General features: G+C 37.3%; 10 protein-coding genes, 1 tRNA gene and 1 other annotated feature (1 of these 12 cut by a window edge). Of the genes, 4 read left to right on the top strand and 7 right to left on the bottom strand.

Annotation, left to right across the window (positions count from 1 at the left end):
• Positions 1-244: 244 nt before the first annotated feature.
• Together ACPBEH_RS10335 and ACPBEH_RS10330 are read right to left on the bottom strand one after the other, a co-directional pair.
• Positions 245-4,111, bottom strand: a complete 3,867-nt coding sequence (locus ACPBEH_RS10335; protein ID WP_424349117.1) for a hypothetical protein — start codon at positions 4,109-4,111, stop codon at positions 245-247.
• Between the two features lie 284 nt (positions 4,112-4,395).
• A tRNA-Leu gene (locus tag ACPBEH_RS10330) sits at positions 4,396-4,479 on the bottom strand.
• A gap of 99 nt (positions 4,480-4,578) precedes the next feature.
• Between ACPBEH_RS10330 and ACPBEH_RS10325 the strand changes: the two genes are divergently transcribed.
• The 3 genes from ACPBEH_RS10325 to ACPBEH_RS10315 all read left to right on the top strand — a co-directional run bounded on the left by ACPBEH_RS10325 (position 4,579) and on the right by ACPBEH_RS10315 (position 6,833).
• Positions 4,579-5,412, top strand: a complete 834-nt coding sequence (locus tag ACPBEH_RS10325; RefSeq protein WP_424349116.1) for an NAD(P)H-hydrate dehydratase — start codon at positions 4,579-4,581, stop codon at positions 5,410-5,412.
• A 160-nt stretch (positions 5,413-5,572) separates the two neighbouring features.
• Complete coding sequence (locus ACPBEH_RS10320) at positions 5,573-5,809, top strand: hypothetical protein (RefSeq protein ID WP_424349115.1); 237 nt, start codon at positions 5,573-5,575, stop codon at positions 5,807-5,809.
• Between the two features lie 94 nt (positions 5,810-5,903).
• Complete coding sequence (locus tag ACPBEH_RS10315) at positions 5,904-6,833, top strand: IS30 family transposase (protein WP_424348670.1); 930 nt, start codon at positions 5,904-5,906, stop codon at positions 6,831-6,833.
• A 103-nt stretch (positions 6,834-6,936) separates the two neighbouring features.
• Here the strand turns inward: ACPBEH_RS10315 and ACPBEH_RS10310 are convergent, their stop codons facing one another.
• The 3 genes from ACPBEH_RS10310 to ACPBEH_RS10300 form a co-directional block, all read right to left on the bottom strand.
• A complete protein-coding gene (locus ACPBEH_RS10310) occupies positions 6,937-7,644 on the bottom strand; it encodes a pseudouridine synthase (protein ID WP_424349114.1) in 708 nt (235 codons plus the stop codon).
• Entirely contained in the window at positions 7,641-9,278 is a 1,638-nt protein-coding gene (locus tag ACPBEH_RS10305) for a putative polysaccharide biosynthesis protein (protein ID WP_424349113.1), read from the bottom strand. Before ACPBEH_RS10305 ends, ACPBEH_RS10310 begins: the two co-directional genes overlap by 4 nt.
• 494 nt (positions 9,279-9,772) lie before the next feature.
• On the bottom strand, positions 9,773-10,951 hold the full coding sequence (locus tag ACPBEH_RS10300; RefSeq protein WP_424349112.1) for an MFS transporter: 1,179 nt from the start codon (positions 10,949-10,951) through the stop codon (positions 9,773-9,775).
• 149 nt (positions 10,952-11,100) lie between these two features.
• On the opposite strand from ACPBEH_RS10300, the gene ACPBEH_RS10295 reads away from it, so the two are divergent.
• Positions 11,101-11,475 (top strand): winged helix-turn-helix transcriptional regulator, encoded by a 375-nt coding sequence (locus ACPBEH_RS10295; RefSeq protein ID WP_424349111.1) that lies wholly within the window; start codon positions 11,101-11,103, stop codon positions 11,473-11,475.
• Between the two features lie 28 nt (positions 11,476-11,503).
• On the opposite strand, the gene ACPBEH_RS10290 is transcribed toward ACPBEH_RS10295, so the two are convergent.
• Positions 11,504-12,856 carry an amino acid permease gene (locus tag ACPBEH_RS10290; RefSeq protein WP_424349110.1) on the bottom strand — a complete coding sequence of 451 codons (1,353 nt, stop codon included), beginning with the start codon at positions 12,854-12,856 and terminating at the stop codon, positions 11,504-11,506.
• A 474-nt stretch (positions 12,857-13,330) separates the two neighbouring features.
• Positions 13,331-15,754: a leucine--tRNA ligase gene (gene leuS, locus ACPBEH_RS10285; protein ID WP_424349109.1), complete on the bottom strand. Its 2,424-nt coding sequence runs from the start codon at positions 15,752-15,754 to the stop codon at positions 13,331-13,333.
• 103 nt (positions 15,755-15,857) lie between these two features.
• Positions 15,858-15,958: a binding site (T-box leader), on the bottom strand; it runs 106 nt beyond the window's last position.

Genomic DNA, 15,958 nt, shown 5'->3' with positions numbered 1-15,958 from the left:
ACTAATTGTTCAAAAAAATAATCGCCTCAGCGAAACGATCATTCATTCAATAAAGTTAGTTTACAACCGTAGACTTAAAAAGTCAACTTAATAATCCTAAGCAATAAAAAAGACTAGCCGAGTTGCTAAAAACAACTTGGTCAGTCTCTTATAAGCACTTCATGATGCCCATAGTAAACGCTAAACACCTTTAAAATCATAGATTAATATATTCAATAATCATCTTATATATTGAAGAATAGATTTATTTCTCGTACTCTTTTCTTCCTATTACTCTAAATTCAATATTCTCTTCTCTGTATGAAGAAATCCATCCTTTAAATTTAAGATATTGCAAAATATTTGTATTTTCATCTGTTATTTCAATCAATGGTCTCTTTCCATCAAATAGACTAATAAATTTACTTGAAAAATTCAATTTACTCAAGTATTTCTTAACCTGTTCTTTATCGAATAATTTTATATTATTAGAAAACAACTGTTTTCTAATATTGATTTCCACATCAATATTCCCTAATAAATGCTCCAACAAAGGTAAATATTCAATTTTAATTTTATTCGTAAGAATTATTTCTATATGCCCTACCACCACATACCTTATTACTTTCTGTACTGCAACAGAATACTTAGTATAATTACTGATAATTCCGTTTAAATCATTAATATTAAATTTATTTTTTAATATAAATATTAATAATTCATCCGAATAATTTTTGCTAATAATAGAAATATTTTCCTTTATAGACTGTGCCGTTTCTATTTTCATATTCTCATCTAAAACTTGTAAAATCTCATCTGGATCATATAACTCATCGTTTTGAATTAATTCGTAATACTTTTCAAGATTTCTCTGAATAAACATAATTATTTTATCCGGATAGTTTTTCCGAAGACCAGTTAAAGTTTCTTTCTTCATTTCTATTATTCGATTGTCAATTAAAAGGGACATCTTATCGCTCGGTACATCAACTATACTAAATGTGTTAACTCCTTCTAAATCACCCTCCTTATCGCTTGATTTCATAGATATAAGTAAGCTAGCGTATTTATTATTCTTTAATTGATATTCCTTAATTGTATTAAAGAATATACCGATTCTTCCATATTTAGTATTTACGTTAGTAAGGTTTACTTTAATATTCATCTTATTTTGATTAACAAACTGTATTAACTCTTTTGACCAACTATCATCATTATAGTGATGATAGTACTCAACTAAATTATTTTCCGTAAGGGTTATTCCATTTTGCTTTATCAAAATTTCCCAAAAGCCTTCATTATCAATCTTTTCAATTGTATTTAGTCTAGTTTTAAGCGCTCTTATATATTTTACAATAGTCACTTCACTTAACTGCTCATTATTAATGATCTCATAAGCATAATTTTCTTCATCTTGAATTACATTTTCTGAATTATTTAAGATAACATTAACATACAGTTCAATATTTGTAGTGACATAATCTATCAAGTGTTTTGTCCCAACACTCTTTACTAAACTATAATTCTTATGTGCAATATTCTGCTTATTTTTAATATTATGAAAATTAGTAAAAATACTATTTAAATTATAAAAATTAATTCTATATAAATTTTTTTGATAGATATTTTCAGCAACCTCAGAATTAATTTTAGAAAAATCTATAGAATTAAATTTGACGGATAATTTTTCTAAGTTACTAATCAGCAATTTATTATACCCATCTAGTCTAGCTAAAAAAGTATTCGAATTTTCAAGATAATTAATGATTACATTCTCTTCATTCTGGTTATTAATACTAGTATAGTCTAATGTATTTAAAGCAACTTCGATAATTAAATCATTTATTTTTTCATTGCCAGATAGTAACTGCTTTGCAAAACCATTCCAACTAAGGAATAACAGTCCAATCATATTTTCATTTTTTTCCGTATCTTGTTTTTTTCTATTACGGATAAAAATAGATTTAATAAACTCAATATTTTTTTCTTTAATCAAACTACCTATGACTTTATTTAAACTGTCTTCATATTGAGTTAGATGACCTAACATGAAGCAAAAAAGATCGTAGTTCAATACCTCTTTTTTCATATAATCATTAGTATCCATTCTACGCATTACTTCTTCTATATTTATTAATGCGTAGTTGTAATTTAAAGCATTTTCATCAGTGATACTCCTCAAGTAAAGCTTATCACTTTGAGCTAAGGTGTTTGGATAAAAATATGTCATATAATCTGGATATGATTCATCTAAATAGCCATTTCTTACTAAGAAAACTAGTAATAAGAAATAATCGTTCTGTTTTATTTCACTGAAATCAATTTCTCCACCTATTATTTCTTCCTTTTTATACTGTTCAATCTCTGATTTTGAGACTAGATCATTTAATTTTTGTAGTTTAATAAGTTCAATTTTTTCTTTTAGTTCATTACGCTTCTCTAGAATAGCTTCTTGTCTTTTTTTGTTTTTTATTTCTATATTCTTTTTTCGCTCTGAATATCCCTTTTTTTGCTCTATTCCTATTAAAATATCTTTTCCAGATACCGGAACCCAACTATACCAATCATAACTTTCCCTTTTTTCCCAATTATTATCAGCAATCATCAATTCCTTTGCAAAATCTGATGTCGTTTCAAAATCATTTACAGTTTTATCATTTACCTGATACAAATTATTATCAGTAAAATACAACGCAATCAGTTCACTAATATTAGTGAACTCTTCATCGTTAGCAGCTTCAAGCTCTTTATCTATTTGACTTATATCATCTTCTAATTTTGCTATTTTCTTTTGAATTATCTCAACTTTATACTGAGTAAATAACGAGTAAACAAATCCCTTTGATAACTGTAAATTTGAAAAGTCTCGTGGAAAAATATTTTTATACGTTATAAGAGCCAGCAACTTATCTGAATTCAAATTTATACTATTTAATTCTTCATAGTATATTAAATACTCATTGTATATATTTTTTAACAATCTCATGTCGTCAATATATAATGATAATTTTTGTAGGAATCCTCTATCAAAATTTTTTTCCAAGCCTACCCTATCAAAAAGCTCAATAATTTTTTCATATGAGTTTGATGAGTCAATCACCGGTACAACAGGAATTATAATATCAAAAAATTTGGTTCTATCCTTAGAAATAAACATATCGTCTCTCAATAAATATAAAAAAACGATTCTTTTCTTAGATCTAAATTTCTGTCTTACTATTTTAATAATCCGCCGGTTACATACTGTTTGAAAAAACTTTGTATTTCTAATATACTTAATGAATTTTATCTGACTCTTGCTACTTTTATTCCTTTTATTAACTAATGTATTAATTTCTTTCAATTTTTCAAAAATTTTAACATTATTGTACCGGTCAATATCTTCAAAAACAACTACATCAACATCGGAATTTTCAAACAAATAAATTACATCGTTTAAGTACTTATCAAAATACGATTCCTTAGATTCTTTAAAGACTTCTATATCATTTCCCTTAATTGATATTTTTCGAACAATTCCTTTATTAACTTGCAGTTGAATAAATTTGTACACATATACCACTGTTATAAAAACCACAATAAAGAATATAACTAACCAAGTATTAGAGTTAGTTATTAAATTCATAATAAATTTAATAAAGAACAACTGACTATTTTTAAAATTCTTTTCAAAGAAACTCTTCCAGTTATTAAACCATACTAAATAACTCACGAAAATAATCATTAAAGGAATTGAAATACTTGCTAAAAGTAAACTAATTCTTGATATTTTTCTTTTTACTTTAAATATAGTTTGCGGTATTTTTGATAACTTTATCTGATGTAATAGCTGATTAAGTATCTTACCTTCTAGTTCTTTCTCTCTTTGACTATTAGTATCTTTACCCTCATCAGAAGTACCACTTTCAGGAGATTCATACTGTGCTAATGAAATATGTAGAAATCGATACTTTACATCATCATAATTTTTATATGACTCAATAATACTGCTTTTCCCTGAACCATATGATCCTGACAAAGCAATATTAAAATTTTTTTTATCCTCTAACGCTAAATCCAATGCTGTTTTATAAACGCCTAGATTCCTATCGTTTACCGATCTTAAGTTTTCCAAATAAATTACATCCCCCAACCCACTGTCTCCCCCTATAGTCTATATCTGACCAAGATACTAATTTTTTTAATAAACTACTTATCTCTTTTCAATTATACCATGTCAAATTCCTTATTCTTACATTATCAAATATCAGAAATAGACATCCTACAACACCCTTTTAATTTGAGTATTTTACTATATATCTGAACAAATATATTAAGTCCTACATCAATTAATTATAAAAGGGCATTAAAGCCACTGATATATCAATGGTTTTAATGCCCTTTTATTTTATCTTAAATCCTTTTATTACACTATGATGCCCGTGGCAGGATTCGAACCTGTACTCGGTTACCCAAACAGCGACCTGAACGCTGCGCGTCTGCCAGTTCCGCCACACGGGCGATTTGCTACATGACTATTGTACCAGTGTTATGAAGACCTGCCAATACCCTTTTAATACTATTTCGCTTATAATAGAGGCAACTAAAGGAGGTCATCGTATGCAAATTATCACAGACGAGTTGGCCCGCCAAGTGATTGTGGCTCGGCCCGCTATCAGTCACAAAGGCGATTTTGGCCGTATTTTAATCATCGGCGGTAGTCAGCAATATGGCGGTGCGGCTATTATGAGCGCCTCTGCTGCTGTTTATACCGGGGCGGGGTTGGTTTCCGTGGCTAGCGATTTAAGCGTCCTCTCTAGCCTTCACACCCGTTTACCCGAAGCCATGTTTATCGATTACCGGCAACCCTTCGTACAATGGGTACCTACCGTTCAAGCCGCCGATGTTATCGTGATCGGTCCAGGACTTGGACTGAGCGCCTTTGCGTTGCTTCTTTTAAAACAAGTTTTGCAAGCTGTTCGGCCTGAACAAACCCTCTTAATCGATGGTTCTGCGCTTACCTTAATCGCCCGCGAAAAACTCGCCCTACCAGACACACAACTGATTTTAACGCCCCACCAAATGGAATGGGCGCGTCTAAGCGGCCTATCGATTGAACAACAAACTGTCGCCAATAATCAAGCGGCACTGGCTGATTATCCAAAGGCCACTCTCGTGCTAAAAAAACACCACACCGAAATCTATCACCAAACACAAGTCAGTCAACTCATGATTGGCGGACCCGCAATGGCGACCGGTGGTAGTGGTGATACTTTAACTGGGATTATCGCGGCGTTCTGTGCGCAATTTGGCCCAACTCCTGATGTAATTGATGCCGCGGTTTATACCCACAGTGCAATCTCCGACGAACTTGCTACAACTCAATACGTGACACTGCCCAGTCAGATTATTCAAGCATTACCGCAATTTATGGCAAAGATAGCTGATCATTAACCTGATTGGACTGGTAGTGATAACTACTATTCTTAGCTATTATTCAAGCTTTAAAGTAGTCAGTGGTCTATGTCAAAAAAGGATTGTTCCTCTGTCTAATTAATGGTATTATCAATATCTAAAAAGCGTTTTCCAAATCATAGCAATGGAGGTCTAAACAATGAGACGTCTTATATTACCACTATTAACAACCGCCATCTACCTGTTTTTAAGCTATTTATTGGTCGTAGTTCGGCCAATTCAAGGTAGCCTTAGAAACATTCTAATCATTGCACTAGTGGCTAGCTATGTTTTTGGGACCCGTTGGCTATTAAAAGATGCCTATCCAATCATCCCACAAAAGTACCTAGTACTAATAAAAATCGGCTTGCCAATTGCGATTATATTAACATGGTAGATTGTAAAATTAATCCGAACGCTGTTCGGACAAAAAAGATCAGCTTCCTTTAAAATGGTGTTTACCACAAACCCATTTTTTAGGAGCTGATCTTTTGTCTAGTATAACCTATTCTGAACGAATTAAAATTGAAACTTTCTGTGAGTTAGAACTATCCAATATTGAAATGGCCAATCTGTTAAACCGTTCACCAGCGACTATTTCATACGAATTATCGCGTTGTCATCCTTATCAAGCTGAACTGGCACAAGCAGATACAGAACGTAAACGGGCTCAGTGCGGCCGCAAAACTAAGTTGACCGCCACTTTGAAACAATTAATCCTGAACCACCTACGTTTAAGCTGGCCACCAGAATCTATTGCGCATGAATTTAATTTAGCGACTAAATCTATCTATAATTGGTTAAATCATGGACAGATAGACTTCCCCTTAAGTGAGCTATCTGAACATGGTTTGCGCCAACGGCGTAAAAGCGACCAACGTTCAAAATATAACCAATCTCTGGGGTCGTCAATTGAACAACGACCACCAGTCATTAACCATCGTAACCGAATCGGTGATTTTGAAATGGATACAATTGTTGGTCCTCGTGGACGCAGTAAGGCGGCCTTATTAACTTTAGTCGATCGTAAATCACGATTCCTATGGGCTTACCCACTAAAAGAACGATCAGTAGCTGCTGTAAATGGTGCACTGGATAATTTTCTAGCAACCTTTAAAGGAACTGTGCACAGTTTGACCGTTGATCGTGGGACTGAATTTAGCGGTCTTGGTTCTTTTGAACCGCAATATGGGATTAAGACTTATTATTGCCATGCTTATAGTCCAGCTGAACGTGGTAGTAATGAACGATTTAATCGACACTTACGTTATTTCTATCCAAAAGGAACTTGTTTTGAGCACGTCAGTGCTCATGAACTAACCACTACGCTGCTCGAAATTAACCAGAGACCACTTAAAATACTCAACTGGCAAACACCCTACCAGGTAATGCTGACTAATTTGTCGAAAAATTCGGATTAAATTTGCAATCTACCACATTCATAATAATGATTCTATTTCTTTTTTTAATATATTACTAAAGGGGCCTGGAAAAGTAATTTTTTCCAGGCCCCTTTAGTATGAACTATTCTTTTAATAATGCTATTTCGGTAGTTTTTAATGCGCGATACGCGCCACGTTTTAGATCAGCTGGTAAGTCTAGTGGCCCCATCTTAATCCGTTCTAGAGTCAGTACTTCCTTATCAACCGCATGAAACATGCGCTTAACCTGGTGGAATTTGCCTTCATGAATTTCAACTTCAATCAAGCTTTCTTGGCGTTTTGTATCAGTACTTAAAATCGTCAATTGTGCTGGTTGAGCATCAAAATCACTCAACTTTAGACCGGCAGCAAATTGTGCTTGGTCAGCCGCTGTTACCACCCCGGCAATTTTAGCGCGATATGTTTTTGTAACGTGTTTTTTCGGACTCAATAAGTCGTGGGCTAAGTCGCCATCATTGGTGATCAACAACAGCCCCGTCGTATCCTTGTCCAAGCGGCCCACGGGGAATAAGTCTTCCCGATAATCTGCTGGTGCGAATAAATCCATGACCGTTTTTTGCGGATCGGTCGTGGCCGAAATCACACCCGCCGGTTTATTTAATAACCAATAAAAATTAGTTTGATAGCGAATCGGTTCATCATCAACGTAAACCACCATTTCTGGGGTCACTTGATATTTCGCTTCTTTAATAACTTTATCGGCAACACGAACCCGCCCTGCCTTTAATAATGGCTTGAGCGTTTTACGCGTGCCGACATTCATATGACTTAAAAAACGATCAATTCTCATTTTAATTTCAACTTTCTTCTAAAGCGGTCTAAGTTACTGCCTAGGACATAATCGGCTAAGCGTGATTTCAACGCTAAAACAGCATAGACTAACCCACCAACTGCGACACTAATCGCAAGGACAAGCACACTTTGAAGCCGACTTTGTGGATTAAACACTAACAATAAGCCTTTGACCGTTAGTGATGTCATCAGATACATAATCACTGAGAAGCCGATGATTCCGATTAAACGGCGAATCGTTTGCCAAGCATCGAAATGATAATAGCGGTGTAATGCGGCTAACATCAAGATTGAACTCGTCGCAAAGGCTAAGCCAGTTGACACGAGCGGACCGTATACCCGGAAGAAATAAATGGCTGGGTACTGGGCCACAATTTTAACGATGAAACCAATCAATAGATAGAACAAGGCCAACCGATTTTGGTACAACCCTTGTAAAATCGCACCTAAGACCGTGAAGAGGCCTAAGAGAATTGAAATATACGATGAAAATTGTAAGACACTAATCCCTAAGGCATCATGTGAGTAGAACAAGGTATAAAGCGGTCCAGCCACGGCTGCCATCCCGAAGGCCGCTGGAATCATGACTAAATTAAAGAGTTGAATGGTACTCCCAATTTGTTGCCGTAATTCTTTTTGATTGCCACGAACATGAGCCGCAGACATCAATGGCACCGCCGTAACAGCCATTGCGGCCGCTAATGAAACGGTGATTGAAATCAGCTTATTCGCATTAACCGCAAAAAGTGTATATAGATTCCAAAGTTGGTGATCCGAAGCAATTACAAAATCACTCATCATACGATTAAAACTATACTGGTCAATAATATAGACTAAATTAATACTAGCATCAATAACGATAAAAGGAATCGATTGCTTGATAATCCCCTTCAATAAATCATTCGTTGAAACAGTTATCGCATTATTACTACCAGCAATTAACTGTTCAATCCGTGGTCGCTGCTTTAAGTAGTGCCAAATCAGTAGAAGTAGACCAGCAACTGCTCCGATAAATGCCGCAAAAGTTGCCTGAGTCACAGCATCAATGTAACTTCCTCTTAAGACCTGTGTGATAACAAAAACAGTCACAGTCATATAAATTACCCGAGCAACTTGTTCAATAAATTGAGAAATCGCGGAAGGTGCCATCTCAGCATACCCCTGGAAAAAACCACGCATAATACTTAAGAGTGGAATCACCAACAATGGCCAACAAAGTGAATGGAACACCGGAATCATTCTGGCATCCCCTTGAGATAATACAGGTGCTAGAAGATATAACGCACCTGCCGATAAAATCCCCATAATCAGCATTAAAATTAGTGATTTTTGAAAGAGTTTCTGCCCAACTCCATATTCATTCATTTCGTTATAATGCGCGATTTGTTTTGAGAGTGCCCCCGGAATCCCAGCAGTCGAGACAACGATTAGCACACTATAAATTTGGTATCCTCGGCCAAATAAATTATTGGCTGCTAAAAAGTTAACCCCAAACCAGATTGGCCATGGAATAACATAGATGGCTCCCAGAATTCGCGAGAAAATACTTCCGGCAGTCATCCAAGCGGATCCCCGCAACATCTTGCTCTGTGAAGATTTATCCGTCGCCTTTGTATCAGATGAATTGGTCATTTTCCATAACTCCCTTATTAAACGTCAAAAAAGCATCTTCCTACCATTTTAGATGATTGCCTGAAACCTTGCAATTCCTTTAACAAAACTTTATGAAAAAAGAGTGCTTCTGATGATGGTTAGCAACTGAGCATTAATTAAAAATAACCATTAATCTCGCTTTTAAGATTAATGGTTATTTTAGATTAAGCGGAAGTTGTTGTCATCAGAAGCACGTTTCAAATCAGAGTGCTTTACCGAGCGATTAACTTCTGAGTATAGCATAGCTTGGTGAATGAGCCGCACAGCGGATCGTTTGCTAAGCGTCGCTAGACGGAAGAAGTTGCTCGTTAAAGCACGTTTCAGCCGATTATCTTGTGACGATTAGCCACAAAAAGAAGCTGGGCCAAAAGTAAATTTTGTCCCAGCTCTTTTTTAATATTCGAATGCTAATCGTCTAAACGTGTTCCATAAGTCATATCCTTCCGGTTAACCCGACTTATGCCACACTCTGTTTATTTTGTTTTCGTTGTTTGTTTAATCAAGTACCATGTTAATAAGATACTGATGAACACCATGATGCTCCCAAAAATTGGTGTACTCCCCAATCCCCAAGCGGCAGAAGCTTGACCGCCGACCAATGAGCCAATCGTAATCCCAATGTTAAAGGCTGAGATATTCAAAGCCGATGCCAAGGGAATATCGTTTGGTGTGAACTTTTCAGCCAGTTGGACAATGTAAAGTTGCAAACCAGGCACGTTCATGAAGGCGAAAAAGCCCATCAATAAGACGTTCATTAAACCAAACCAATGTGAATTCAATGTTAGCATGAACAACATGAGGGTCACTAGTAATCCAATAAACATTCTCAATAATGCCAACAAAGGTTTGTGGTTAGACCACTTACCACCTAATGTATTCCCTACGGCAACCATTAAGCCATAAATAACTAAGATAATAACCACCGCACTTGGTGACCAGCCCATCTTCGTTTGTAAGATTGGTGTCACGAAAGTATAAACGGTGAATGTGCCACCATAGCCAAGGGCTGTAATTAATAAGGCAATCACGATTGCTTTATTTTTGAAGACCCGAATAATCCCACTAAATTGGCTTGGTTGACCCAATGGTAAATCGTTTGGGACCAAGAACCAGTTAGCGATTAAGCCCAAGACACCAATGCCCGCAATGAAAATAAACGACATGTGCCATGTTGAAATTTGACCGATGAAAGTCCCCAGCGGTACCCCAGTAACCGTTGCGACGGTTAAACCAGTGAACATCACGGCAATCGCACTTGCCCGGCGTTCGGGTTCCACAACATCCGCCGCAATCACTGATGCGATTGACATAAAGATCCCGTGTGATAACGCTGAAATAATCCGACCGATTAAAACAACTGAGAAAACTGGGGCAAAGGCCACCGTTAAGTTCCCAATGATAAAGACAATCATAATCCCCAACAATAAATTTTTCCGGGGCCAACGACTAGTTAAGATGGCCAAAATGGGCGCACCAATCGTAATCCCCAAGGCGTACATTGAAACGGTTAAGCCGGCTTGGCTCATTGTAATCCCAAAATCTTTAATCATCAACGGCATTAAGCCAACACTGATGAATTCTGTTGAACCAATCGCAAAGGCACTAATCGCCAATGCTAATAAAGTTAAGTTCGCACGTTGCTTTTTACTCATTTTCCCACACTCCTAATAGACTTTTTAACTGATGTACTATATTATTCAATAGAAGCGTCATTTTCACAATCACGCACTTTTTAGTCAGTAGGTTACTGAAAAGTAATAATTGAGTCTTATCACAATGAAAAGGTGAATCAAAATTAAAAATGAATGAGAAAACTTATAACATTGGTGTTGAAGCCACGATGGAAATCATCGGTGGTAAATGGAAACCCGTCATTTTATGCCACTTACGGAATCAACCACTCCGCTCAAGTGAACTCTTACAAAATATCCCTAAGATCTCTCAAAAAGTTTTAACGCAACAATTGCGCGAACTCGAAGCCGACGGGATTATCAATCGGAAGATCTATCAAGAAATTCCGCCGCGGGTTGAATACAGCCTCTCTGACTACGGCCAATCACTCAATAAGATTTTGAACCTACTCTGCTTATGGGGTGAAGATAATATCGACCGCCGCCAATCAGCCGGTGAATCGATCAACGTCTTGCACCGTGATCAAATTAATCCAATCTACTAAAAAAGCAGCCCAAATCGGCTGCTTTTTTTTATTGTTTTTGACGCCCAAACTTTATGAAATAAATAACAATCATCAGGACTAAAAAGATTAATCCGACAATTAATGAGATCCGTGTTTCTGGGTTAATAAACATGAATACTAGTGTTAAGCACAACATTGCCAACGTAATGTAATTAGAATATGGTGACCATGGCATTTTAAACGGATGGGTCGCCATCTTTTCGGCGTGTTGTTTTCTAAAAGCGATTTGACTAATTAAAATCACAAACCAAGGTACCATTCCTGGTAAAACACTTGAACTATAAACAAGCACGAAAATATTGCCGGCTTGTGGATAAACTAATGGTAAAATGGCATTTAAAATCACACCGATTAAAATCCCTAATGAAATCGCACCAACCGCGTAAAATGGCACGCCATGTCGGTTGAGTTTCAAGAAACGTTTTGGTAATTGACCGTTAGTCGCCAATGTAAACGTCATTCGGCTCGCACTGTAAATCCCAGAGTTAGCGCCTGATAGAGCCGCTGTAATGACAACGAAATTGATAATTGAAGCCGCCGCAGTGATGCCAATTTTAGCGAAGGTTTGAACGAATGGTGACCCCACTTGGCTGAGTTCATTCCAAGGATAAATACTTAAAATAACGAAAATAGCACCAATGTAGAAAATGAGGATCCGAGCAACGGTCGATTGAATCGCTTTAACTAATGTTTCTTGCGGATTTTCAGCTTCCCCAGCCGTAATCCCGATTAATTCAATCCCTTGATAAGAAGCCAGGACAATCGCAAGTGCGAAGACAAAGCCTTTGAACCCACCCGTGAAGAAACCATGAGTCCACAAATTACTAATCCCAACTGGATGCATGTGATTCCCAATCCCAAAGATAATTAATCCGAGACCAGCGACAATCATTAACACAATTGTCACTACTTTAATCAGCGCAAACCAAAATTCTAGTTCACCAAACATGCTGACCGATATGAGATTAGCAGCACATAAGAACGTAATCGCGACTAACCCTGGGACCCAACCTGGCAGATTCGGCCACCAAAATTCTAGATAGCCACCGATTGCAATCATTTCACTCATCCCAACGACCACAAATTGGAAAACGTTACTCCAAGCTGTCAAATAGCCAAAAATGGGGTGCATATATTCCGTTGCAAATTTCGCAAACGAACCTGTATCTGGATCAACGTACAACATTTCCCCCAAAGCACGCATGATTAAATACAATAATAACCCGGCAATGCCATAGGCGATTAAGACAGAAGGTCCTGTCCATTTAATCGTTGTATTGGCCCCCATAAACAAACCGACCCCGATTGTCCCACCTAATGCAATCATCTGCATCTGGCGGGCATTTAAATTTCGTTTCATTCTCCTCAAACCCTTCTATCTAGGCATCCCCGTTGTTGGTTAACCCGACAATCTAAATTTACTTATCATCGTATAATAAAAAAAGAGGAAAATCAATATCTTTTCTCATCTTTTTATCATTTTAAAATGTTGATAAACAAGGTTTTGAAGGTCAATAGTATTTGTTAGGTTCCTAACTATTAACTTTAGATAAGAAAAAGGACAGACAAAATTGAATTTGTCTGTCCTTTTTGAAACGTGCTTTTTCAGGTATATCGTTGTGGTTAGCTACGTCCCGCAAATAATCGACTTTGTCGATTATCCACGAGCCTAGGCTAATCCTCACGATATAACCACCTGAAACACACTCTTTTTTGAAACGTGCTTTTTGGTTGCAACAACTTCCGCTTAATCTAAAATTGCAAATAATCCTAAAACCTGGATTATTTGCAATTTTTTATTAATGCTCAGTTGCTGACCGCAACCAAACGCACTCTAATTTGCGACAATATTTACCAATTTGTTTGGAATGGCAATCACTTTGCGGACTGTCTTGTCTGCGATAAATTCAGCTACTTTTTCGTTTGCCTTTGCCATCGCTTCTAATTCTTCCTTCGGTGTATCTTTCGCCACTGTTACTTTGGCCTTTAATTTGCCGTTAACTTGGAAGATAACTTCCACTTCATTAGCAACCAATGCTGCTGGGTCAAATGTTGGCCAATCAACATAGCTGATTGAATCATCATGACCAAGCATTGCCCATAATTCTTCCATCATATGTGGTGCGATTGGGGCTAATAATTTCACAAAACCTTCAGCATATTCACGTGGGAATGTATCTGCTTTATAAGCATCGTTGATAAAGACCATCAATTGTGAAATCGCCACGTTAAAGTGCATGCTTTCAAAATCTTCTGTCACTTTCTTAACGGTTTCGTTATAAACTTTCTTCAATTGATCGTTGTTGTCAGCGACAATCTTGCTTGAAAGTTGGTCGTTTTCGTCGGTATCTTCTTCTGTGTATAAACGCCATACACGATCCAAGAATTTACGAGCGCCAGCTAAGCCCTTTTCACTCCATGAAATTGAAGCATCTAATGGACCCATAAACATTTCGTATAGACGTAATGTATCAGCACCAAAACGATCAACAACATCATCAGGGTTAACAACGTTCCCTTTTGATTTAGACATTTTTTCGTGGTTATCGCCTAAAATCATCCCTTGATTGTATAGGTGTTGGAATGGTTCCTTCGTTGGGACGACACCGATATCATACAAGAATTTGTGCCAGAAACGAACATATAGTAAATGAAGAACAGCATGTTCTGCACCACCGATATACATGTCAACTGGTAACCAGTCTTTCAACTTGTCAAAGTCAGCCAATTTATCGGGATTCTTAGGATCAATATAACGGAGATAATACCATGAGCTACCAGCCCATTGTGGCATTGTATTTGTTTCACGACGGCCTTTACGACCATTTTCGTCCGTCACGTTTAACCAGTCCGTTAAGTTCGCAAGTGGACTTTCACCAGTACCAGAAGGTTTGATATCGCTTGTTAATGGTAATTCAAGTGGTAATTGCTCTTCTGGAACGACAGATGTTGTGCCATCTTCCCAATGAATAATTGGAATTGGTTCACCCCAGTAGCGTTGACGTGAGAATAACCAGTCACGTAATTTATAACTGATTTGTTCATGACCCACTTTGTGTTCAACCAACCATGGAATCATCTTGTCGATAGCAGCTTGCTTGTCTAAGCCATCTAAGAAATCCGAATTAATCATTACACCAGGTTCTGTGTGAACAGCTTCTTCAGGGTTACCGCCTGAAACAACTGGTTTCAATGGTAAACCGAATTTCTTGGCAAATTCCCAATCGCGAGGGTCATGTGCAGGAACGGCCATGACAGCACCAGTCCCGTATGACGCTAAAACGTAATCTGAAATCCAGATTGGTAAACGTTCGCCGTTCACCGGATTGATGGCATAAGCACCCGTAAAGGCACCTGTTTTGTCCTTCGCCAAATCAGTCCGTTCAAGATCACTCTTGTGTTCAATTTCTTTTAAATAAGCTTCAACAGCAGCTTTTTGTTCAGGCGTTGTGATGTCGGCCACTAATTTATGTTCTGGGGCCATCACGATGTAACTAACACCAAACATTGTATCGGCACGCGTTGTGAAGACATCGACCTTAGCGTCGTGGTTTTCAACAGCAAATGAAACTTCGGCACCTTTTGAGCGACCAATCCAGTTACGTTGCATATCTTTGACACTTTCAGGCCAATCAACCAGGTCTAAGTCATCGATTAAACGATCAGCATAAGCCGTAATCTTCAACATCCATTGACGCATTGGTTTCCGGTAAACAGGGTAACCACCACGTTCAGTTTTACCGTCGATCACTTCTTCGTTGGCCACAACTGTCCCTAAATCTGGGCTCCAGTTAACAGCAACTTCGGCTTCATAAGCCAAGCCTTTTTCGTACATTTTTTCAAAAATCCATTGGGTCCATTTGTAAAAATCAGGATCCGTTGTATTCACTTCGCGATCCCAATCGTATGAGAAGCCTAATGAATTGATTTGACGTTTGAAAGTGTTGATATTTTTTTGCGTGAAATCAGCAGGGTTATTCCCCGTATCTAACGCATATTGTTCAGCAGGTAAGCCGAATGCATCCCAACCCATTGGGTGCAACACGTTGAAGCCTTGCATCCGTTTCATCCGGGCCAAGATATCAGTTGCCGTATAGCCTTCAGGATGGCCAACGTGCAACCCTTGTCCTGATGGGTATGGGAACATATCTAATGCGTAGAAATTTTTCTTATCTTTATCTTCTGTTGTTTTAAAAGATTTATGTGATTGCCAGTAGGCTTGCCACTTTTGTTCAACTGCGCGATGATCGTAAGTCATATCAAACACTCCTTATTTTTAGCGTACTTTCAAAAGTATAGACACTTTTGACGCACTCTTTTTTAATCCACTTAACGTCAAAAAAAGTCCTATGGTATAAATACCATAGGACGAATTGACCGCGATGCCACCTAAGTTCTGCCCAGTTCAAACTGAGCAACTCTCTGGCCGTAACGTGGCTGACGTTTCTATCTACTTGATTTC

The sequence above is a fragment of the Latilactobacillus parasakei genome (assembly GCF_049674265.1).
Classification (GTDB): domain Bacteria; phylum Bacillota; class Bacilli; order Lactobacillales; family Lactobacillaceae; genus Latilactobacillus; species Latilactobacillus sakei.
Note: the sequence above shows the minus strand (reverse complement) of the source record. Positions and strands in the feature narration are given on the sequence as shown.

Bases quoted from the DNA above. Each gene is read 5' to 3' on its own strand.
- ACPBEH_RS10320 (WP_424349115.1), top strand. From the start codon at position 5,573: ATGAGACGTCTTATATTACCACTATTAACAACCGCCATCTACCTGTTT.
- ACPBEH_RS10310 (WP_424349114.1), bottom strand. From the start codon at position 7,644: ATGAGAATTGATCGTTTTTTAAGTCATATGAATGTCGGCACGCGTAAA.
- ACPBEH_RS10305 (WP_424349113.1), bottom strand. From the start codon at position 9,278: ATGACCAATTCATCTGATACAAAGGCGACGGATAAATCTTCACAGAGC.
- ACPBEH_RS10290 (WP_424349110.1), bottom strand. From the start codon at position 12,856: ATGAAACGAAATTTAAATGCCCGCCAGATGCAGATGATTGCATTAGGT.
- ACPBEH_RS10325 (WP_424349116.1), top strand. From the start codon at position 4,579: ATGCAAATTATCACAGACGAGTTGGCCCGCCAAGTGATTGTGGCTCGG.
- ACPBEH_RS10295 (WP_424349111.1), top strand. From the start codon at position 11,101: ATGAATGAGAAAACTTATAACATTGGTGTTGAAGCCACGATGGAAATC.
- leuS (WP_424349109.1), bottom strand. From the start codon at position 15,754: ATGACTTACGATCATCGCGCAGTTGAACAAAAGTGGCAAGCCTACTGG.
- ACPBEH_RS10300 (WP_424349112.1), bottom strand. From the start codon at position 10,951: ATGAGTAAAAAGCAACGTGCGAACTTAACTTTATTAGCATTGGCGATT.